Here is a 21,603-nt window from a genome sequence, read left to right as displayed (position 1 = left end):
GCATATCACTCTAAAAAATTATGGAATTCTTAACAAAATGATAATTTTTCTTAATTTTTTTCATCTTTTCTACGAATTGCTACAAAAACTCTGCGAATGAGTAAAACAAAAGGGAATCCGTGCAACGCCACATCGAAGTAGTCTTTAGGAGTCATTCCTGTTGCACCACCAGCAATCCATTTTAATTTCCCCCAGAGATGTGGTTCTGGAAAAAAGGGTGCTAAACCTAGAGTTAAGCATAATAAAATAAGTATGCGCCAGTCGTTGAATATATTCATTTTAATACCATTTTCTTGTAAAAAGCCCCATTAATGTTCTTATGTCCAAAGTAACAATAAATCGAATTTTTTGATCGTAATCACCAAGTCCAGGCTCCCATCCTAAATTAGAATAAAGCGGAAAATAAAGCTCGAAATAATCGGCTACCAAGCTGGCTCTAATTCCAGCATCGTAGACAAATTGAGGTTCAAAGCCCGTATTTTTAACCCATCCCATATCCCCATAAGCATAGATCCATCTCCAGATGTTGGTACTGGCATTCACCGTAGTAATCCATTGGTTGGCATATGCAGGCTCGAGTTGTGATTTAAAACCTCCTTCGGCAATGATAAGTTGTTGACTAAACAATCCTGTGTCTTCACTTCTTCCGTAGTAATTATAGTCAAACATATAATCGGATGGGCGGTCCAATGCAAAGCTGAAATAGTCATCATTCGTTTCAGTTTTATTATATAAAAATATTCCAGAATACCATCGAAGATTAATTTGCCGGTTATTTAAAAAGAGCTTGCGATATTCCAGTTGAAGCGAAACTTTGCTAAACTTTTTCGAGATTTGATAATCGAAAAGGCCGCGATAGTAATCAATTAAATTATTATCTGAATAAACATACTGCGCATTATACACATTATAGTTAGGTTCTTGATCGGGGTCGTTAGGGTCTTCGTCTCTAAAAACATTCACATTTCGAACATTAATAAATTGCTTTGTATTTTTTCGTAAATCGGTTGGATCACGAAATGCAAATGTGATATAAGGTGAGATTCTTTTGTAAAATAAATCCTCATCGTATGAGAATAAAGTACCCGATATTCCTGTTCTTAGCGCATACATGCTTTGGTTGTCGAATCGACCCGTATAGGAAAAAGAGCCATTGCCCACCAAGGATTTTGAACGAAATCCATATTGGGGTTCAACCCTATAATTAAAGTCTTTAGGAAGCACAGTTTTGTTATATAACTTCATTCCTAAACTCAAACCATCATACAAATTATACTGAAAGACGGGCATAAAAAACAGCTGATTGTATTTTGGGTCTTCCACATCTTGAAACAGCCTAAATTGAACGGGTTTGTTAAATAATCCATCCACCGTTTTAAAATTGTTCCGTTGGTTGAGTTCAGGCACCACAGCTTCATAGTTTAGTGCTAACTGTTTAATATTTTCTTTCGGAACAGACACAGTAATAATACTATCAAAAGGTGCAAGCCATTTTTTGAAAATAACATCCTTTTTATTAAGCCCATAAAGCGAAATAGGCATTTTGTTATTCTCCTTATTCAGAATACTAACTCGAAGTGAATCACCAACTTTTTCTACTTTTTTAATTTTAAAATCGATAAGGGTTCGTTTGCCAACATAGTCTTCAAAAAACCAATGAATAGGTAGCTCTGTGTTTTTTGAAAGTATGTCTTCGAACGTAGATGAAGTAGTGTATTGTAGGTTATTGTTTTTGTAAAATTCAGAAATGGAAGTATCTAATGCATCTTTCCCCATATAATCGCTTAAATACCCAAGCCCAGCACCTGCATAATAATCACTTGCAATATTTTTATTGAATTTCACTAGAGAATCTTTAGGAGTGACCAAGGATTGGTGTAGGTTGCTACGAGCCATATTGAGGTACATTAAAGGATATTGATCGTTAAACTCCAGATCACTTGCGTGAGACCATCTTACAATAAAAAACTCACTTAAATTTCCCATTATTTTTATGTCTGGGTAAAAGGTGTTGACATAATCTGTCATTAAATAAATTTGTAACGCTCCAAACAACCAATGTTCTTCTCTTGGGTTGATATATAAAGTGCTTTCCAGATATTTTCTTGTGATGGTCTTAAGTAATTCCATATCCATTTCAAATCCGTTAGGAAATGGACTTATAAAATCGGGCAACTGATTTAACCCATACACGGGACTTAAACGGTAATCGGCATCACTTATAAGTAGCTTTTCGAAAGGGTAGGGCCCTAGTTTTTCTTCTAGGTAATGTGTAATGCGGTCAATTTGCAGTGCTTTAATGGTGGGAGTTACTTTTTTGTCCCTTAAATCGGTTACAACTTCAAAATTATCGGTCACCACACTACTAAATCCAAGAAATTTATCCAAATAAATGGGTGCGCTCATTCGGTTGTTGCCTTCTAAATGAATAATTTTTTTGTTATTTACAATGGTTTCGGTAGTAACATCTAAATCACTAAAGAGTTTGTATTCTTTTGGAAAGTGAAAATTAATAATAAATTTTGAAGGACTCATAAAAAAGTCATCCACATTTTTATTGCTATAAGCCTTCCATTCGCCTTTAAATACCGCAGGAGCAATAAACCAATAGCGAAGCTTATAATCGCCATTTTTAGAAACACCATAACGCGTATATTTATCGTTTGGGACTTTTACGGTATAAGCCAAATTGATTTCAATTTGAGCATTTGGTTCGAGACCATTTTCAAGGTTAATTTTTATAATATCGTCACTAGGTTCACGAGTCCAAGTAAAAGAGTCATTCTTGTTGTTTTGAATAGATTGAATGACTGTTCTTCCCCGATTTTCATCTTTTTCAAAATGAAAAGAACTATTAAAATTTTCGGCAAATCGTTCGGCTAAAGGCGTTGTTTTACTCGAAAAACTATTGGCCCAGTCTAATAGATAGATTTCTGAAAGAGCTGAATCCGAGTCATTAACAAAGATAATTTTTTGAGTAATGGAAAGCGTTTGGGTCTCTTCATTAAGATGTGCATCTATGCTTAAAGTATGTTGCGCTCGTACCGAAATGGCAAGCAACCCTAAACACATTATGCACCATTTTGTAAGATTCAAACTATTGTTTAATAAATTTTATAGGGGTATTATTTTGAGCGTTAAACTTCAAAAAATAGAGCCCAGTTGGTAAATATGAAACATCCCATTCTAGATTTTCCCCACCTTCCGAATTAAATTCGCTTATAATTTGCCCCATAGAGTTTACAATCCAAAACTGAATTGGAGTGGCATTGGGAATTACTATTTTTAATTTTTCGGAAACAATTGTGTTTTCTAAATAGATATTATTTTTTTTAGCTAAAGCAGGAGTGTTTAAAATGACAATTTCTTCATTGGTTTCCAGATCCATTACAATTGGTAAATGATCACTCATATTATACAAATTCTCTCTAAGTGTTTCAGAATAAAATCCACTACAGTTACTATCATTAATACTTAAATCGAAACAATTTCCATTATTTCCAAAGGCTTTATAGGTATCTGGGATATAGCGAAGTGTTGGATTTGACAACATATTTTCTGAAACCAAAATAAAATCGAACCTATCATCCAATCCACCCCCAGCACCAGCACCAAAAGGGCCAGAACTTACACGAGTACTTTGAGTATGGATATCTTGAAAATTAATATTAGTACTCCATGCACCAGGTGTGTCGATAGGATCTGCCATGACAATAGCATTGGTGGGATCTAGTAACTCAATGTAAGCAGGTTCTGTGGATGAATACAAATTAAAATCTCCTGCAAAAATAACAAAGGTATTTGGGTCTAAAGTCTCTAAACGGTTTGTAAATTCTTGCACCATTTCTAGACGTAGCTGTTCGTTTGCACCTCCCTGACTGGACTTAAGATGTGATACGAATATTTCGATAAGGACAGGGTTTGTTAGTATATCCTCTGTACTTAACTTTAATGTATAATGATTGATGTCCCTAATATTTGTTTGGATTACTTCTTCGGCTTCTAGCAGGAACTTATCTTTTCTATAGTAAAGCATTTGCTGCAAATTGGCACCTCCTGATTGATTAGGTACAAACATTGCCCTTTTATAAAGATTTTCATTGGTATTTAGTGCATCGTTTAAGATCAAATCAGCACCAAACCCACTTTGTAATTCACATATCATAAAGATGTCGGGTGTGTATTCATTTAGAATTTCACCCAAGATTAATTCTCTATTTTGCGGATTTGCCTCTGGAAATTCCAAAAGGTTATAAAACATTGTTTTTAGGGTGCTTTGTGATAAAAGCCACCATGGCAGAAGAAAGAAAAAAGTAAACGTTATTTTTTTAATCATGCATTGGAGTATTCCTAGAAGTTAGGACTTAAATCAAATTCTTTATAGAAGTCATTTAAAATCTCTAAAACTTCATCTTCGGTATCTACTAAATTTATTAAATCGATATCTTGAGGGCTTATATTTCCTTCCGAAACGAGTGTTTTTTTAATCCAATCCAAAAGTCCGTTCCAAAACTCCGTTCCCACTAAAATAATAGGGAAACGGTCTATTTTATGTGTTTGGATTAGCGTGATGGCTTCAAAAAGTTCGTCAAGTGTCCCAAATCCTCCTGGCATGACCACAAATCCTTGAGAGTATTTTACAAACATTACTTTTCTAACAAAGAAGTAGTCAAAATCAATACTTTTATCTTTATCAATGTAAGGATTGTCATGTTGTTCAAAAGGTAAGTCAATGTTTAATCCCACCGATGTTCCTCCAGCCAAATGTGCTCCTCTATTTCCGGCTTCCATGATACCTGGCCCGCCACCTGTGATAATTCCATAGCCATTTTCTGTAATCTTTTGCGCAATTCTCACCGCCAGTTGATAATATTCTTGGTTTTCTTTGGTTCTTGCCGAACCAAAAATAGAAACGCAAGGACCAATCCTACTTAATTTTTCGTACCCTTCGACAAACTCACCCATAATTTTAAAAATGGCCCATGAGTCGTTGGTTTTTATTTCATTCCAGTTTTTATGTCTACTTTCACTTCTCATTGTTCGTACTTTTTTTCTAATGTAATTCTTTTTTAAGGAATTGTGCTGTAAAGCTTTTTGGATTCTTTATAATTTCTTCGGGAGTTCCTTCAGCAATTACCCTTCCGCCTTTTTTTCCTCCTTCAGGGCCTATATCGATAATATAATCTACAATTTTAATAACATCTAAGTTATGTTCAATAATGACAACTGTATTTCCTTTGTTAACTAATTTTTCTAAAACTAATAACAAGACTCTAATGTCTTCAAAATGAAGTCCTGTGGTTGGCTCATCGAGAATGTAAAAAGTGTTTCCCGTATCTCTTTTAGATAACTCGGTTGCTAATTTAATTCGTTGTGCTTCTCCACCAGAAAGCGTAGTGGATTGTTGTCCGAGGGTAATATAACCAAGACCTACATCCTGAATGGTCTTCAGCTTTCTAAAAATTTTTGGTATGTGCTCAAAAAAGGAACAAGCTTCATTAATCGTCATCTCCAATACATCGTAAATCGATTTTCCTTTGTATCGTACTTCAAGGGTTTCTCGGTTAAAACGTTTTCCCTGACAAGTTTCACATTCCACATACACATCGGGGAGGAAATTCATTTCAATAACCTTTAATCCGCCGCCTTGGCAGGTTTCACATCGTCCTCCTTTTACATTAAAGCTAAAACGACCGGGTTTATAACCACGAATCATTGCCTCCGGAATTTTGGCAAATAAGTTTCTAATTTCTGAAAAAACACCTGTATATGTAGCTGGGTTGGAACGTGGGGTTCTTCCAATAGGCGACTGATTAATATCAATTACTTTATCGATATGTTTTAAACCATCTATGGAGGAATATGGCATGGGTTTTTTAACACCATTAAAGAAATGCGCATTTAAAATAGGGTAGAGGGTTTCGTTTACTAGCGTAGATTTTCCACTACCCGAAACACCCGTGACGCCAATCATTGTTCCAAGCGGGAAGGAAACCGATACATTTTTTAAATTATTTCCTTTAGCTCCTTTTAAGGTGAGGGTTTTACCATTTCCTTTGCGTCTTTTTTTAGGAATTGCAATTTCTTTAGTGCCATTAAGATAATCTGCCGTGAGTGTATGGTGTTTTTTTATTTCTGAAGGCGTACCCACTGAAACAATTTCACCTCCATATTTTCCTGCGGCAGGACCTATGTCGATTACATAATCGGCATGTTCAATCATATCCTTATCGTGCTCCACGACAATGACTGAATTTCCTATATTTTTTAAATCAATTAATGACTGAATTAACTTCTGGTTGTCTTTTTGGTGTAATCCAATACTTGGCTCGTCCAAAATATAAAGCACACCTACCAGTTGCGATCCTATTTGAGTGGCTAATCGAATACGTTGTGCTTCACCCCCAGAAAGCGATTTTGAACTTCGGTTTAAGGAAAGGTAGGTAAGACCCACATTAGTTAGAAAACTTAATCGAGACCGAACCTCTTTCAGAATTTCGGCAGCAATTTTAAGTTGGGTTTCACCTAATTCTTTTTCGATATTTTCAAACCAATCGGAAAGCTCTTCAATATCCATATCGGCAAGATCTGCGATGCTTTTCCCGTTTATTCTAAAATTGAGCGATTCCTTTCTTAGTCTACTTCCGTTGCATTCTGGGCAAGACTTTTTGTCCATATACTCCTTTGCCCAACGCTTTAAAGATTTCGATTCGTTTGTTTCAAAAGTATTCTGTAGAAACGTAGCCACACCTTCAAAATCTATTTTATAGTTGCGGGTAATTCCTAGTGTTTTTGACTCTACATCGAAGGACGTATTAGCACCAAAAAAAATAATTTCTTTAGCTTCTTCAGGAATGCTTGAAAAAGGATCGCTTAGGCTAAAGTTATATCGATGTGCAATCAGTTCTAATTGCTTAAAAACCCAATTGCTTTTTTGAGGCCCTTGTGGTGCTAATGCCCCTTGCTTGATAGAAAGATTTTTATTGGGTACAATTTTATCCAGATTTACCTCGTATAATTTTCCTAAACCCTTACAGTTTGGACACATTCCTTTAGGTGAATTGAAGGAAAAATTATTGGGCTCTGGATTGGGATATGAAATTCCGCTAGTTGGGCACATTAACGATCTGCTAAAATACCTAACCTCGTTGGTTTCATTATCGATGACCATCATTACATCATCTCCATGATACATGGCTGTGAGAATGGTTTCCGTTAATCGTTTGTTATGATCACTTTCTTCTGTGATTTTAAGTCGGTCAATTACAATTTCAATATCATGTGTTTTGTAACGATCGATTCGCATTCCCTTTACGATATCTATAATTTCACCATCAACTCTTACTTTCACAAAGCCCTGTTTGGCGATTTGTTCAAAAAGTTCACGATAATGTCCTTTACGGGAACGCACGACTGGCGCAAGAATACTTACCTTTTTATTGTTAAAATCCTCGAGTATAAGTTGTTTTATTTGCTCATCGCTATAGCTTACCATTTTTTCACCCGTTTCATAACTATAGGCGTCACTGGCTCTTGCAAAAAGAAGCCGAAGGAAATCATAAATTTCTGTGATGGTGCCAACGGTGGATCGTGGACTACGGCTGGTTGTTTTTTGCTCGATGGCGATAACAGGGGAGAGACCTTCAATTTTATCGACATCGGGGCGTTCAAGGTTTCCTAAAAACTGACGCGCATACGCTGAAAATGTTTCAATATAGCGCCGTTGTCCTTCGGCATAAATAGTATCGAATGCAAGTGATGATTTTCCACTCCCTGAAAGCCCTGTAATCACTACGAGTTCGTCACGAGGAATTTCAATATCTATGTTCTTTAAATTATGAACTCTTGCCCCTAAAACCTCAATTACATTTTCGTTTTTTGCCATAGTTTGCAAAGGTACTTAAATGCTTTCAAAATTTATAATTTGTGGTGATTCAAAAAAAGGAAAGAAGGCGTTAAAATTTAACTATTTGCTTCCCGTACGATATATTGATAGAAGCTTATTGCAATAAAGAAAAGAATACTAGAAACAAATGAGAAACTAACAATCAATGAAGCAATGTGAAGATTGAATAATAAATGTGCAATGGGTAGGAGTATTCCGAAAATCACCAAGAATAAAAAGATGAAATATAGATAGAGCATCATCCCTGGTAAGGATTTTTCTGTTGCGCCTTGAACTTGGTATAATTTAGGGATGACTTCTTTATTCATATATTCTCCCAATTTGGCCAAAAACACTTCGTTAAAGGAAGAATCCTGAAAAGCTTCATTATCAATGGTGTTGGCAATGGTCATAATTTTATCTTGATGCCTTTCAAAAACATTATTGAAGTCTAAAGATTGTTTAAAATCACCATACTTATACCCAAAGTAATACCAAAGACCCGATCCACATTTATGTTCTATCCATTTTGCCACGATATCTTTACTGTAAGCTCGTGGATAGCTAATATTTTCAGGTAGACGCTTCTCTTTGGGATCTGTCATTAACAAGGACTTTAATTCTAGATAAAGATTTTCAGTGTCCTGAAAATTATGATGTTCCTGTAGAAACTCTATGGCAAGTTTCGATTTGCCTTTATAGAATTCTTTCACTTCAAAAAAAGTGAGACCCGCAAATTCTTCATCAATATATTCTTTGAGACCTGGAAGCCATATTTTGGAATTTATTAGTATTTCTATAATATTTCGAAACAGATGCATTTTTTGAGTGATTTTACTCAAAGCATCAATGGCAGTTTTACGAGTATTTTTTAAGTTAAGAGCTGCCGCAGCTAAATACACCATAATAATTGCTGCTAAAAACCCACTAATAGCTATAAAGACAGTAGAAACGCTTTTCAGTGTTTCGGTAAAGGTTTCATCGGCATCTACTTTTTGCCAAAGCATAAAGATGAGAGAAATACAAAGAAGTCCACTTATTATAAGCGGAATAATGGCATACAAGTCCTTGGTGAACGATTTACCCTTCATTGTTGAGTGAAACTGCTTTCTTTTGTTGGTTTGTTAGTCTAAATTTTAAGCCCCGACGCGTGCACCAACTTCAATAATTGCTATCATTGAAACTGGTATAACATTCAAAAATAGTCCAAATTCATTGAAAATGTAGTAAAATACTTACAAATCGATAATCTGTAAAATATTACCGATAAAAAACAAGAATTGAGGGGTTTGTACTTAAAATCCTACAGCAGTATCGTCACCACGACTATCTGCACCCCCTTGAAGCGTTCCGTTAGGTAAAATTAAAATAGCATCTACTTTTCCAATGATGGGGTCAACGTCTAGGTTTTGAGGATATCCCTTTTGTGTAAGTTTATTAATTAATTTTTGGGGAAATTTATCTTTTTCATACCGAATGGCATCGGGCAGCCATTGGTGATGAAAGCGAGGAACATCTACTGCTTCTTGCATGTTCATATTAAATTCATAAACATTAAAAATAGTTTGAGCTACAGACGTTATAATTGTTGCTCCCCCTGGAGTACCGACAACCATCCATAATTCTCCATTTTTTTCCACAATAGTAGGAGTCATCGAACTTAGCATTCTTTTTTGAGGAGCAATGGCGTTTGCTTTACCACCAACGAGACCATAAATATTAGGTTCGCCAGGCTTTGCACTAAAATCATCCATTTCGTTATTCATAAAAAATCCGAGTTCGTTTGAATATAATTTTGAACCATATTCTGAATTAAGTGTCGTAGTATTTGATACGGCATTTCCAAACTGATCTACAATAGAAAAATGTGTGGTTTCTGGGCTTTCGTAGCCTGAAATAGTTCCATATCCAATGGTAGAGGAAGGGGTCGCTTTTTCAAAAGTAAAGGAGGACATTCTATTCTTTAGGTACTTTTCATCCAATAATGAATCAATGGGGTTGAATACAAAATCAGGATCTCCTAAGTAGTAACTTCGATCTGCATAAGCGCGACGTTCTGCTTCTGTAATGACTTGAATATATTTTTCTGTATTATGCCCATATTCGACAATTGGGTAGGGCTCCACCATTTTTAAAATCTGTGCTAAGCAAACGCCACCACTAGAGGGCGGAGGCATCGAAATGACGCGTAGATCCTTGTAATTAAAAACAATGGGTTCTCTCCAAACGGCTTCGTAGGCATTTAAATCTTCCATGGTAATAATCCCACCTTTTGCCTGTATAAAATTCACAAACATTTTACCAATTTCACCCTGATAAAATTCGGCTCTGCCATTTTTTGCAATCTTACCTAATGTATTGGCTAGGGCTATATTTTTGAGAGTATCTCCAACGTTATACTCTTTGGTAAATAAAGAAGTTTCACCGTTTACTTCTTCAAAAATAGTTTTGAATTCTTGAAAGCGCTTTACTTGAAGTTCGGTAACAGGAAACCCATTATTGGCAAGTCTAATGACGGGTTCAAAAATTTCCTCAATAGGTAATGATCCTAATTTTTCGTGTATCGCAAAAATCCCTGCAATGGTACCAGGGACACCCACAGCAAGTCCACCTACTTTACTTTTTTCTGAAAGGAACTCACCATGTTCGTCCAAATACATATTCTTTGTTGCAGCCAAAGGTGCTTTTTCTCTATAATCGAAAGTTCCAATTTCGCCATATTCCGTACGATACACCATAAATCCACCACTTCCTAGGCTTCCTGCATAAGGATACACAACCGCCAAAGCCAATTGTGTTCCAATCATAGCATCAAAAGCGTTGCCTCCTTTTTGTAAAATTTCTATTCCTACTTTGGATGCTTCTTCACGAGCCGAAACCACCATGGCTTTTTCGGCAATAACAGGTTTTTTAACCGCTACTACAAGCTGTTTTGGGGCTTCATTTTTACAACCTATAACTAGAAATAGAAATAAAATAAAGTATTGAATTCTCATAGTTGAGCAAGTTTATTTTGAGAGTATGAGATTAATTCGGTGAAAAATGATTCAAATTCTTCTTCAAAATCATCGTAGTATTTTTCAAGTTCTAAAATAGCTAAATTCATTTTAGATTTTCCTTTGGTTCGAATATTCATCTGACTCAATATTTTGGCAATTCCTTCGGTAGTTTCATAACTTAATAGCCAATTTTGAGAAATCATAATGGGCATCATTTTTTGAATTCTGGTAGGAAGTATTTCATAGTTTTTTCGGAGTAATTCATAAAAATTTTCGACAAATGTTTCAAGGGGAACTTTGTGATACTTTTTCCAATTTTTCGCCAAAAAATGATCGTATAAAATATCGACAATGACTCCGCTGTAGTGACCATAATTTTTGTGAAGTTTTGCGGTACTTTGCTTTACAATGGGATGCTTATCTGTATAGCTGTCAATTGCTCTGTGCAACAAAATTCCTTTTTGAATGGATTCTGGAAATACTTTATACTTTTTCCCTTTTATACCGTCGGCAATAAAATTACCAATAATAACACCTTCATCATCTCCCGAAAGGTAAATATGTGCTAGAAAATTCATTTGGACAATTTACAAAATCGTTCCTAGAAATGTGCTCATAAAAAGTATCTTTGCGAAAAGTTTTAATAATGACATTAATTAAGTCTATTTCAGGAATTCGAGGAACAATAGGTGGAAAGCCTGGGGATAATCTTACCCCAATTGATACTGTTAAATATGCAGCGGCCTATGGTAGTTGGGTAAAACAGCAACGTAATAAAGAAAATTATAGAGTCGTTGTGGGGCGTGATGCTCGGATTTCTGGCGATATGATTCAGCAATTGGTGATGAATACCCTTGTGGGGCTTGGAATTCATGTATTAGACGTAGGTTTATCAACCACTCCAACTGTGGAAATGGCGGTTGCCATGGAACATGCTGATGGAGGTATCATTTTAACAGCAAGTCATAATCCAAAACAATGGAATGCCCTTAAATTATTAAATGCTAAAGGAGAATTTTTAAACGCTGCGGCTGGACAAGTAATTTTGGATATCGCCGAAAAAGATAATTTCCAATTTGCTGAAGTAGATGATTTGGGAGAAATATCGAAAAATGAAGCATATATCGATATTCATATTGATGAAATACTTGAGTTAGACTTAGTTGATCAAGAAGCGATTAAAAAAGCTGGTTTTAAAGTGGTGGTTGATGCGGTTAATTCTACAGGAGGAATTGCAGTGCCTTTACTTTTAGATGCTTTAGGAGTGAGAACTGTTAAACTTTTTTGCACACCTAATGGGCAATTCCCGCACAATCCAGAACCTTTAAAGGAGCATTTAGGTGATTTAATGAGTAAAGTAAAAGAAGAAAAGGCAGATTTTGGGATTGTGGTAGATCCAGATGTGGATCGTCTGGCTTTTGTAGATGAAAATGGGGATATGTTTGGGGAAGAATACACACTCGTTGCTGTGGCCGATTATATTCTGAAAAACAAAAAAGGCAATACGGTTTCTAATATGTCCTCATCAAGAGCGCTTCGTGATGTGACTGAAAAACACGGGGGAAGGTATTTTGCGAGTGCCGTAGGCGAAGTAAATGTAGTTGAAAAAATGAAAGCTGAACATGCTGTTATTGGTGGAGAAGGGAACGGTGGAATAATTTACCCAGAATTGCATTACGGAAGAGATAGTCTGGTAGGAATTGCACTTTTTTTAAGTCATTTAGCTCAAAAGAATTGTTCTGTTAGTGAATTGAGAAAGCAGTATCCTTCTTATTTTATGAGTAAAAAGAAAATTGAACTTACACCACAATTGGATGTAGATGGCATTCTTAAAGCCATAGAAAGTAACTATACTTCAGAAAAAATTAGTACTATCGATGGGGTGAAAATAGATTTTCCTGAGAATTGGGTGCATCTTCGAAAATCTAATACAGAGCCTATTATTCGAATTTATACGGAAGCAAAATCACAGAATGAAGCGGATGCCTTGGCAGACAGATTTATAAGTGAAATTAAATCCATAGCCAAACTATAAATTTTTTACCTTTAACTCGTGAAAACGAATTCCATGGATCCTACTACCATAAAAGAAGTTTCAAAATTGGAAGCTTATTTTGAGCCTTTCCGAAAGCATATTTTAGGAATCGATCAAACCTTTCAATCTCCCTATGGTACAAAGAAAATAGTCTATACAGATTGGACGGCAAGCGGAAGATTATATACCCCCATAGAGGAAAAAATGATGCATGAGTTTGGTCCTTTTGTAGCCAATACCCATACGGAAACTACCATTAGCGGAACTACCATGACGCGTGCTTATCATACAGCACGGCAAATTATTAAAACCCACGTAAATGCTGGTGAAGATGATGTTTTAATAACAACGGGGACAGGGATGACAGGTGCGGTGAATAAGTTTCAGCGTATTTTAGGCTTAAAAATTCCAGAACAAGTAAAAGGACTTTTCGAAATAAAGGAAGAAGATAGACCAGTGGTATTTGTTTCACATATGGAACATCATAGTAATCAGACTTCTTGGTTAGAAACCATTGCAACGGTTGAAGTAATTCCGTGTAATGAAGAAGGTCTTTTTTGCTTGGAAAATTTTGAAACGCTGTTAAAGAAATATGAAAATAGAGCCGTTAAAATAGCTTCCGTAACTAGTTGTTCTAACGTTACTGGGATTAAGACGCCCTATTATGAAGTTGCCAAAATGATTCACCAATACAACGGATTGTGCTTTGTAGATTTTGCTTGTTCGGCTCCTTACATTGAAATTAACATGCACCCAGAAGACCAAGAGATGTCTTTGGATGCTATTTTTATGTCACCCCATAAATTTTTAGGAGGACCTGGCAGTAGTGGCGTGTTAGTTTTTAATAAAAAATTGTATAAAAATTTAGTGCCTGACTGCCCTGGTGGGGGAACGGTACAATGGACTACTCCTTGGGGAACTCATAAGTATATTGAAAATATTGAAGAACGTGAAGACGGTGGCACACCTGGATTTTTACAAGTGATTCGCGCTTCTTTAGCCATTCGTCTAAAGGAACAGATGGGTGTTAAGAATATGATTGAAAGAGAGGAAGAGCTTCTGAAGTATTTTTTCAAAAGAATTAAATCCTGTAAAAAAATATCGATTCTTGCTGAAAACCACGAGAAACGTTTAGGAGTTTTATCTTTTAATATTGAAGGATTACATCACGATTTAGCAGTAAAGATTCTAAACGATCGCTTCGGAATTCAATCCCGTGGAGGCTGTAGTTGCGCAGGAACTTATGGGCATTATCTTCTTCAAATTGACCAGAAAAAATCTTCTGAAATTTTAGAGCAAGTACTTTGCGGGGTAGCAGATATGAAACCAGGTTGGGTACGTATTTCTATTCATCCTACCACAACTAATGAAGAAATGAAGTTTGTTTGTGATGCTCTTATAACATTGGCAGAAAAGGCTTCAGATTGGAAAAAAGATTATGTTTTAGACGGAATGCATTACCGACATAATACAGAAAAGAATGAGAACCCATCCTATTTAGGAGATAGCTGGTTTCAGTTTTAATTGCGATGTTTCCATCGCTTGTGAGACCATAAATAATAAGGGGGATTGTTTTTAATTTGATTTTCTACTTGGGTTAAAAACATTCTTGTAATTTCATAGTCCTTGTATTCTTTAGGATTTTCAGCAAGTGGAACAAATGTAGCTTCATAATATCCTCTTTTCACCTTTTCAATTTTTAAATATACAGTGGCGAAATCAAGCATTTTTGCCATTTCTTCAGTTCCCGTAAACACAGGAACGTCAATTCCCATAAAAAGCTGACGGTCTTTATATGCCCAAGGTTTAGGTGTTTGATCCGACAGAATAAGCGTAATGGTCTTATTATTTTTTTTGAATTCTTTATACAGTGTTTTTACTATTTGTTTGTTGTTGATAATGTTCCCTCCAAATCGCTCTCTAATTTTTCTAACTAACTTATCAAAATAGGGGTTATCGAGTTTTTTGTACACTCCAAAACCTTTATAGTTTGTTTGCTTCATTAAAATTCCACTCCATTCCCAACTGGCATAGTGCCCGCACATTAACAGAATACTTTTGTCTTTTTTATAGAGTTCCTCAATCACTTCTAGGTTTTTATAAACAAATCGTTTTTTTATTTCGTTTTCAGAAATGGTAAGGCTCTTTATCGTTTCGAAAATGATATCACATAAATGCTGAAAAAACTTTTTGGCAATGCTATTAATCTCTGCTGAAGATTTTTCTGGAAAAACAAGTTTTAAATTGTTCTTCACTACTTTTTTTCTGTAACCAACTAGGTAATAGACAATAAAAAATAAAAAGGTTGATTTAATGTATAAAATACGAAGTGGCAAGATGGAAGTGAGCCACAAGATTGGGTAAAGCAAAAGATAAAGTAACCGTTGCATGCTTTAATTTACAACAAAACTAACTAAATTTATTGCATAGAAACAGCACTTTCCTAAAAATAACTATATGCAAAATATTCACATAGCGACTATCATTATTATTGCAGCTAATGTGCTCATTTCATTAAAAGGGTTTAATGACTTCACTTTTTTTGAAAAGTATAAATTTAATATCGCAGGGATTCGGCGAGGGGAACAAATTCGAATGTTTAGTTCGGGTTTTTTACACGGAGACTTTTCGCACCTTCTTTTTAATATGCTTACCCTGTATTTCTTTGCCAATGTGGTGATAAGCAACTTGGGGGTTTCAAAATTTGTGCTAGTATATTTGTTAAGCTTGCTTGCTGGAAATCTACTTTCTTTTTTAATGCATAAAGAAGAATATCATTATAGTGCGGTAGGAGCAAGTGGAGCCATTATGGGGATCTTATATGCTGCTATTTTATTGTATCCAGAAATGAGTCTTTATCTGTTTTTTATTCCCATACCCATTCCAGCGTGGTTATTTGGAATTATGTATTTAGGTTATACTATCTACGGAATGAAAAAGCGATTAGGGAATATTGGTCATGATGCACACTTTGGCGGAGCTATAGCAGGCTATTTATTAACTATTGGCTTTGTTCCATCTATTATTGAAACAGACCTTTGGTTAGTTGGATTATTAGCGGTGCCAATTTTGGTATTGTTTGTGCTATACAAATTGAAAAAAATTTAATAATTATAATCTATGAAATCAATCGCTTTAGTCCTAACCCTATTAACTTCCTTTTATATGAATGCTCAAATTGAACCAAAACCCACTGTAGATGTTAGAGGAGAAGGTGTTGTCACTGTAACACCAGACCAAGTAACCATAACTGCGAGAGTAGAACACACAGGAAACAACCCAAAGGAGGTAAAGCAAATGAGCGATCGCACTGTTAATGAGGTGTTTCAGTTTTTAAAACAAGCTGGAATTGACAATAAATATGTGAGAACAGAGTATATGAATCTTAGCAAAAACTATGATTACAATGCGAAGAAATATAATTATGCGGCAAACCAATCGATAAGTATTCAATTAAAGGATTTATCGAAATATGAGACGATTATGAATGGCCTCTTGGATACTGGAATTAACAGAATTGATGGCATTCGGTTTACATCTTCTAAGGAAGCAGACTTACAAAGCGAGGCTCGTATTAAGGCTGTTCAAAATGCGAAACAAAAAGCGACTGAATATGCTTCGGTTTTAGGGCAAAACATTGGAAAGGCGGTGCATATAAGTGAATTTCAAAATGAAGCTACCCCTAGACCCATGATGCGAAGTGCTATGGTAATGGATTCTAATTCAGAATCGCAAACGATGGCTCCTGGTGAAATGGAAATTAGGGTAGTAGTAAATGTGAGTTTCGAACTAAATTAATCTAATAACTGGGCAATCCGTCTTTCTAGCGCTGGACCACGTAAGTTTTTATCAATAATTTTTCCTTCTGCATCTAATAAAAAAGTAGCAGGAATAGATCTAACATTATATTGTTGGGCAATTGGATCTTGCCAAAACTGGAGATTAGATACGTGATACCAATCCATCTTATCGTCTTTTATTGCTTGTACCCAACGATCTTTTTGTCCGGTTCTATCTAAAGAGACACTTATAATGTTTAATCCTTTATCATGGTATTTTTCGTACACCTTTACAACGTTAGGGTTTTCCAATCGACAAGGACGACACCATGAAGCCCAAAAATCTATGATAGTATATTTTCCTAATGTTTCATTAAGAGATAACATTTCTCCCGATGGGGTAGGAGCTTCAAAATTGGGAGCAATTCCGCCCACATCAGCTTTCTTTGCAGATTCAATGGTTTTTTTAAGCTGAGTGACTACTGGGCTAGATGCAATTTTGGGGTTTAATCCCTCTAAAATTTCGGTAGTTTCTTCGGCTGTAAATTCTTTCCCTCTATACAATTCTGAAAGTAACATCACACTAAAAAGTGAATTGTTATTAGTCTTAACAAAGTTTCGCTTATAAGAACTTTCTTCCATAAGTAAGGCAGTGTTCTCATCCCTTAGTTTATTGAATAACGTTTCATCTTGTTGCGACTGGGCATTTTGAAAATCTTGAGTGATTTTTAGCTTCCGCTCTGAAAACCCTTTAGTAGCAGTTAAATATTCGTTGTAAAGTTCATTTTGGCGACCTCCAGTTACTACTGAAGAAGCCAAACTATCGGCGAAGATTTGAGCATTAATATTCTCGTTTTCAACAAAAAATACAATGTTATTGGGTGTATTTTCAACTTTTAGAAAATTAAGTTTTGTCCCTTCAATTTTAGGATATTTTTCTTCAAATTTTTGATTGGTAATGACCAATGTATCTATAATTTGAGGCTGACTGTTTTGATCTAATTCATATAAAAACACATTTGTTCCATCTTCATATCCATAAGCGGTCCCTTTAAGTGTAAAGGAATTTGGGTCTTCATCACAAGCCAAGAATAGAAGTGCTAAAATTGAGTAGAATAAACGTTTCATTTTTATAAATTTTTTGTTGCGACAAAAGTAAAGGTATTTTTTTTTTGATTCCGAATAAATACTCTGAAAATAATGTTAATTGAAGCTGTTTTGTTTCGCAATATCGATTAATTACTTTATTTTACACTTTAGTTTTCATTTTCAATACTATGAACAAACGCCCATTTCCGTTACAAATTAAAATTGGGTTTAAAAAACTTTTCGAGTCTTATCGAGCCATTGAAGGTACTTCAAACCCAATGACTTCTTTAAGAATAAGGGAGATTTTAAAAATTGAGAAAGAAAACCCTAAACTTTCTAGTGGGATTAGTTCTGAAGAAGCTTTAAGTAAATATACGGAACAGATTAACTTTATTTTGGAAGATTTATTTGCGGAGGTCCTTACCACCAACGAAATTAAAATTGCTACAGTGCCATACCAAGAGAAGGTATTAAGAGCATCTAAGAGGTATGAAGCTATACGGCATATGGCGGGTGAGGAGTTGAAAATGGAGATAGCAGACCTTAGTGAAGATCAATATTATGTCATGGGTTGTAGTATCATTTTAGCGAATTATTATAATTTCCAGGTAGATTTTAGAAGGCCGTTTTATTATAAAATACCAGATAAAAACGGTATTCTAAGATCCTATAGAGTTCTTTACAATGGTGATTTTTTAAATATTGAAAAGACAAAAAAGGCAAAGGAAATTACAAAAGAGGATATTTCAGATCTATTAGATAACTTCAACAATATTGATCTCTGGAAGGAAAAATTTCCACCTAATAGTTGGATTTTTAATGGTTTTGTTATTGCCAATATGTATGATGCCACATTGGATGTTTCAATCTCAAACTTTAAGGAAGAGCTGCTAGAAATAGATCCAAGCAATGAGAAGTTTGTGCTTCAGTTTAGAAATATACTGCGTTCCATATTTAATATTTCAGATTTAGAACTTGGCTATTCTATGTATGAAAAGGAAAACAAAACCTTAAATAAATTGCCTAAAATATTTGGAGCTAAAAGCTTTATACTTGACAATGAAGAAAGCAGAGCTGAAAAACATACTTTGTGTGAATATTCTCATGAAAAACTATTTAAAAACAATGAAATATTTACAGTTTCAAATGTTGAAAAGCAATTAAATAAACACCCAGAAAATATTCTTCTTCAATCATTACATAATCAAAAAGTTGGAAGTGCAATTATTGCGCCGCTTGTTAATGAAGGTGATTTTTTAGGAGTGATGGAAATAGTTTCTAATTCTACAGAAAAGCTTAACTCTATTAATGCTATAAAGCTTAAAGATTTAATGCCCTATTTAATTGACTCTTTAAGACGTGCAAAAGAAAAAAAGGAAAACCAAATCGAGCTATTAATTCAGGAGGAATGTACTTCAATCCATCCCAGTGTACACTGGCGCTTTGTACAGGAAGCTAAGCGAGTGTTGGGTCTGCAGGATCAAGGAAATATGGCTACTTTTCAGGAAATAGTCTTTAATGATGTTTATCCGTTATACGGACAAATGGATTTAAGAGGTTCTTCTGAAGTTAGAAATGAAGCAACCAAAATGGATCTTGCCTTGCAATTACGTATGGTGCTTAAAATTGTAAAAGTAATTTATGAAGTTGAAGAACTACCCATATATGAGCAAATTATCTTTAAGATTAAAGAATATCTTCAAGAACTAGAAGAGTCTTTTGAAGTAGAAACTGAAAATAAAATACTCTCTTTTTTTCAAGAAGACATTATTTCGCTTTTTAAGTTTATTGAAAATAAAGATAAAGGATTAAAATCCTTACTTCAAGATTATTATAAGCGTATAGACGATTCTAAAGGATTTGTTTATAAATATCGCAGAGAATATGACGAATCTGTGATGCAAGTGAATAAAACCTTAGCAAGCTTATTAGATTTTAAACAACGTAAGGCTCAATTGATGTATCCGCATTATTATGAGCGCTTTAAGACAGATGGAGTAGAGCATAATATGTACATTGGGGAATCAATTACAAAGGAGAGTACTTTTAACAATGTATACCTTTATAATTTGCGACTATGGCAGCTTCAGGTAATTTGTGAAATGGAAAATAGCTTTTATCAATTAAAGGGGAAACTTCCTGTAGCATTGGACATAGCATCGATGATTTTGGTATTTAACAATCCTTTGTCACTTCGGTTTCGAATGGACGAAAAGCGTTTCGATGTGGATGGGACGTATAATGCTCGATATGAGGTTGTTAAAAAGCGCGTGGACAAGGCAAAAATTTATGGAACCGATGAGCGCATCACGCAGCCAGGTAAAATTGCCATTATCTATGCTCAAGAAGAAGACGAGGAAGAATATTTAAAATATGTTCACTTTCTTCAGTCAAAAAATTATTTAGGTAAGGAGGTTGAAACTTTAGAACTGGAAGATTTACAAGGTGTTTCAGGACTTAAAGCCATACGAGTCAACATTCTTTATCATAACGGAGAAGAAGATAAGAAGTTATATACTTATCAAGATTTAATGAATGAAATTGAAAGTTAGAACTAAGGATTTACAATAGTTTTGGTTACTTCTTCAACACTTTGTCCGGATGCTTTAAACGATATTGCAAACGAAAGAATAGATACAATGATACCTATAACAAAAATGGTATATGTCCATCTTAAGATTCTATACTTTCTATCCAAAACCTTTCCTAAAAAATACAAATCTTTTGTAAGAGAGGAATATACGTAATCTCTATCTTTTAATAGCTCATCAATGGCCCATTGAAATTTTGATAACTCCATTTTATGAAAGTTTCCAAAAAAGGTGAGATTAACATCCTTATTTTTTACATCTTCATCTGTAAATTTTCCTCGTGTAACATTGGGTCTAGTGGCTATTACAGCTAATATCATAGTGATGGTACTTGACAAAACAAAAATAGCAGAAGGGGTAACTAAATAAGGGTTTGTATCCAATTTTGAAAGCAAATTAGATAAGACTAGCGAAATGATGATAGCATTTACCGAAAGTAAGATATTGGCTTTTGTATCAGCAATGTCACTTAATTTTATGTGATTTCTAAGTGCCGTACGGTAAAATGTTTGAATACCTCTCTCCGGACTAGCATCTTTGTATTTTGCTTTTAACTCGGCTTTTAGTTTCTCTTTTTTTATTTTTTTCTTATCCTTTTTCTTATCCTTTAGAAGCTTAGCAAGATTAGATTCTTTTTGAGGCTGCCATTCTTTTATAGCATAAGGTGTATAAAATTGGTGTTTTTTAACCATTAATTTTATGGTGGCATCACGCCAATCTTGAGCCGAATATTCTTGAACGCCTTGTAACGAATATTCTTTTCTTAAGAATTCACTTACTTCTTGAAAATATTTTTTTCCAAAATGAGATGAATCGGCATCTCTTATTGTTTCTTCTAATAAATTAGCGGGTTCGTGGTTCATTTTAGTTGCCAAAATACACTCTTTAACACCGCTAATGGTTTCTTTATCAACATCTTGACTTTCAAGGAACTCTTTGGCAATACGTACACTTATCTCTTCATGATTTTCTCGACTTTCAATATATCCTGTATCATGTAATAATGCCGAAAGTTGCAATATCACAGCATCTTTAGCATTTATTTTAGAATTTTCTATTATTTCATTAGTACCTTTAAGAACTCTTAATGTATGTGTAAGATTATGATACGTAAACGTACCCGAGAGTTTTTCTTTAAATAAGTCCCTTACAAATGTTTCAGTAGTAGAAACTATATTACTCATGAAGTTTAATTTTATTGAACCAAATTACTAAAAATAATTAC

At 34.8% G+C, this 21,603-nt stretch carries 16 protein-coding genes; 5 read left to right on the top strand and 11 right to left on the bottom strand.

Annotation, left to right across the window (positions count from 1 at the left end):
• Positions 1 to 50: 50 nt before the first annotated feature.
• From KXJ69_RS05080 to KXJ69_RS05045, 8 genes are all read right to left on the bottom strand, one after another.
• Positions 51 to 278, bottom strand: coding sequence for a hypothetical protein (locus KXJ69_RS05080; RefSeq protein ID WP_219051891.1), 228 nt, complete (start codon positions 276 to 278; stop codon positions 51 to 53).
• A 1-nt stretch (position 279) separates the two neighbouring features.
• Positions 280 to 3,072, bottom strand: coding sequence for a gluzincin family metallopeptidase (locus KXJ69_RS05075; protein WP_219051890.1), 2,793 nt, complete (start codon positions 3,070 to 3,072; stop codon positions 280 to 282).
• A 25-nt stretch (positions 3,073 to 3,097) separates the two neighbouring features.
• A complete protein-coding gene (locus KXJ69_RS05070; protein ID WP_219051889.1) occupies positions 3,098 to 4,261 on the bottom strand; it encodes a T9SS type A sorting domain-containing protein in 1,164 nt (387 codons plus the stop codon).
• Between the two features lie 89 nt (positions 4,262 to 4,350).
• A complete protein-coding gene (locus KXJ69_RS05065) occupies positions 4,351 to 5,037 on the bottom strand; it encodes an LOG family protein (RefSeq protein ID WP_219051888.1) in 687 nt (228 codons plus the stop codon).
• Positions 5,038 to 5,053: 16 nt separating this feature from the next.
• Positions 5,054 to 7,885 (bottom strand): excinuclease ABC subunit UvrA, encoded by a 2,832-nt coding sequence (gene uvrA, locus KXJ69_RS05060; RefSeq protein ID WP_219051887.1) that lies wholly within the window; start codon positions 7,883 to 7,885, stop codon positions 5,054 to 5,056.
• Positions 7,886 to 7,962: 77 nt separating this feature from the next.
• Positions 7,963 to 8,976, bottom strand: coding sequence for a hypothetical protein (locus KXJ69_RS05055; RefSeq protein ID WP_219051886.1), 1,014 nt, complete (start codon positions 8,974 to 8,976; stop codon positions 7,963 to 7,965).
• A 204-nt stretch (positions 8,977 to 9,180) separates the two neighbouring features.
• The gene (gene ggt, locus KXJ69_RS05050; RefSeq protein WP_219051885.1) at positions 9,181 to 10,881 is read right to left on the bottom strand and encodes a gamma-glutamyltransferase; all 1,701 of its coding nucleotides are present in this window, start codon (positions 10,879 to 10,881) and stop codon (positions 9,181 to 9,183) included.
• On the bottom strand, positions 10,878 to 11,462 hold the full coding sequence (locus KXJ69_RS05045) for an acyl carrier protein phosphodiesterase (RefSeq protein ID WP_219051884.1): 585 nt from the start codon (positions 11,460 to 11,462) through the stop codon (positions 10,878 to 10,880). Before KXJ69_RS05045 ends, ggt begins: the two co-directional genes overlap by 4 nt.
• Positions 11,463 to 11,530: 68 nt before the next feature.
• On the opposite strand from KXJ69_RS05045, the gene glmM reads away from it, so the two are divergent.
• Positions 11,531 to 12,919 carry a phosphoglucosamine mutase gene (gene glmM, locus KXJ69_RS05040; protein WP_219051883.1) on the top strand — a complete coding sequence of 463 codons (1,389 nt, stop codon included), beginning with the start codon at positions 11,531 to 11,533 and terminating at the stop codon, positions 12,917 to 12,919.
• Positions 12,920 to 12,952: 33 nt separating this feature from the next.
• Complete coding sequence (locus KXJ69_RS05035; RefSeq protein WP_219052310.1) at positions 12,953 to 14,443, top strand: aminotransferase class V-fold PLP-dependent enzyme; 1,491 nt, start codon at positions 12,953 to 12,955, stop codon at positions 14,441 to 14,443.
• On the opposite strand, the gene KXJ69_RS05030 is transcribed toward KXJ69_RS05035, so the two are convergent.
• Entirely contained in the window at positions 14,440 to 15,309 is an 870-nt protein-coding gene (locus tag KXJ69_RS05030) for a lysophospholipid acyltransferase family protein (RefSeq protein WP_219051882.1), read from the bottom strand. The genes KXJ69_RS05035 and KXJ69_RS05030 overlap by 4 nt on opposite strands.
• Positions 15,310 to 15,376: 67 nt before the next feature.
• Here KXJ69_RS05030 and KXJ69_RS05025 point away from each other — a divergent pair, with 67 nt between their 5' ends.
• Positions 15,377 to 16,027, top strand: a complete 651-nt coding sequence (locus tag KXJ69_RS05025) for a rhomboid family intramembrane serine protease (protein ID WP_219051881.1) — start codon at positions 15,377 to 15,379, stop codon at positions 16,025 to 16,027.
• A gap of 12 nt (positions 16,028 to 16,039) precedes the next feature.
• A complete protein-coding gene (locus KXJ69_RS05020) occupies positions 16,040 to 16,717 on the top strand; it encodes an SIMPL domain-containing protein (protein WP_219051880.1) in 678 nt (225 codons plus the stop codon).
• Here KXJ69_RS05020 and KXJ69_RS05015 read toward each other — a convergent pair.
• Complete coding sequence (locus tag KXJ69_RS05015; RefSeq protein ID WP_219051879.1) at positions 16,714 to 17,826, bottom strand: TlpA disulfide reductase family protein; 1,113 nt, start codon at positions 17,824 to 17,826, stop codon at positions 16,714 to 16,716. The two genes, KXJ69_RS05020 and KXJ69_RS05015, sit on opposite strands and share 4 nt — an antisense overlap.
• A 149-nt stretch (positions 17,827 to 17,975) precedes the next feature.
• Between KXJ69_RS05015 and KXJ69_RS05010 the strand changes: the two genes are divergently transcribed.
• Complete coding sequence (locus KXJ69_RS05010; RefSeq protein ID WP_219051878.1) at positions 17,976 to 20,339, top strand: GAF domain-containing protein; 2,364 nt, start codon at positions 17,976 to 17,978, stop codon at positions 20,337 to 20,339.
• A gap of 2 nt (positions 20,340 to 20,341) precedes the next feature.
• Here KXJ69_RS05010 and KXJ69_RS05005 read toward each other — a convergent pair whose 3' ends face one another.
• On the bottom strand, positions 20,342 to 21,562 hold the full coding sequence (locus tag KXJ69_RS05005; protein ID WP_219051877.1) for a Pycsar system effector family protein: 1,221 nt from the start codon (positions 21,560 to 21,562) through the stop codon (positions 20,342 to 20,344).
• Between the last annotated feature and the right edge of the window lie 41 nt (positions 21,563 to 21,603).

The organism is Halomarinibacterium sedimenti (assembly GCF_019312585.1).
In the GTDB taxonomy this organism is placed as follows: domain Bacteria; phylum Bacteroidota; class Bacteroidia; order Flavobacteriales; family Flavobacteriaceae; genus Halomarinibacterium; species Halomarinibacterium sedimenti.
Note: the sequence above shows the minus strand (reverse complement) of the source record. Positions and strands in the feature narration are given on the sequence as shown.

Coding starts and splice junctions, on each gene's coding strand:
- KXJ69_RS05080 (WP_219051891.1), bottom strand. CDS start 278: ATGAATATATTCAACGACTGGCGCATACTTATTTTATTATGCTTAACT.
- KXJ69_RS05075 (WP_219051890.1), bottom strand. CDS start 3,072: ATGTGTTTAGGGTTGCTTGCCATTTCGGTACGAGCGCAACATACTTTA.
- KXJ69_RS05070 (WP_219051889.1), bottom strand. CDS start 4,261: ATGTTTTATAACCTTTTGGAATTTCCAGAGGCAAATCCGCAAAATAGA.
- KXJ69_RS05065 (WP_219051888.1), bottom strand. CDS start 5,037: ATGAGAAGTGAAAGTAGACATAAAAACTGGAATGAAATAAAAACCAAC.
- uvrA (WP_219051887.1), bottom strand. CDS start 7,885: ATGGCAAAAAACGAAAATGTAATTGAGGTTTTAGGGGCAAGAGTTCAT.
- KXJ69_RS05055 (WP_219051886.1), bottom strand. CDS start 8,976: ATGAAGGGTAAATCGTTCACCAAGGACTTGTATGCCATTATTCCGCTT.
- ggt (WP_219051885.1), bottom strand. CDS start 10,881: ATGAGAATTCAATACTTTATTTTATTTCTATTTCTAGTTATAGGTTGT.
- KXJ69_RS05045 (WP_219051884.1), bottom strand. CDS start 11,462: ATGAATTTTCTAGCACATATTTACCTTTCGGGAGATGATGAAGGTGTT.
- glmM (WP_219051883.1), top strand. CDS start 11,531: ATGACATTAATTAAGTCTATTTCAGGAATTCGAGGAACAATAGGTGGA.
- KXJ69_RS05035 (WP_219052310.1), top strand. CDS start 12,953: ATGGATCCTACTACCATAAAAGAAGTTTCAAAATTGGAAGCTTATTTT.
- KXJ69_RS05030 (WP_219051882.1), bottom strand. CDS start 15,309: ATGCAACGGTTACTTTATCTTTTGCTTTACCCAATCTTGTGGCTCACT.
- KXJ69_RS05025 (WP_219051881.1), top strand. CDS start 15,377: ATGCAAAATATTCACATAGCGACTATCATTATTATTGCAGCTAATGTG.
- KXJ69_RS05020 (WP_219051880.1), top strand. CDS start 16,040: ATGAAATCAATCGCTTTAGTCCTAACCCTATTAACTTCCTTTTATATG.
- KXJ69_RS05015 (WP_219051879.1), bottom strand. CDS start 17,826: ATGAAACGTTTATTCTACTCAATTTTAGCACTTCTATTCTTGGCTTGT.
- KXJ69_RS05010 (WP_219051878.1), top strand. CDS start 17,976: ATGAACAAACGCCCATTTCCGTTACAAATTAAAATTGGGTTTAAAAAA.
- KXJ69_RS05005 (WP_219051877.1), bottom strand. CDS start 21,562: ATGAGTAATATAGTTTCTACTACTGAAACATTTGTAAGGGACTTATTT.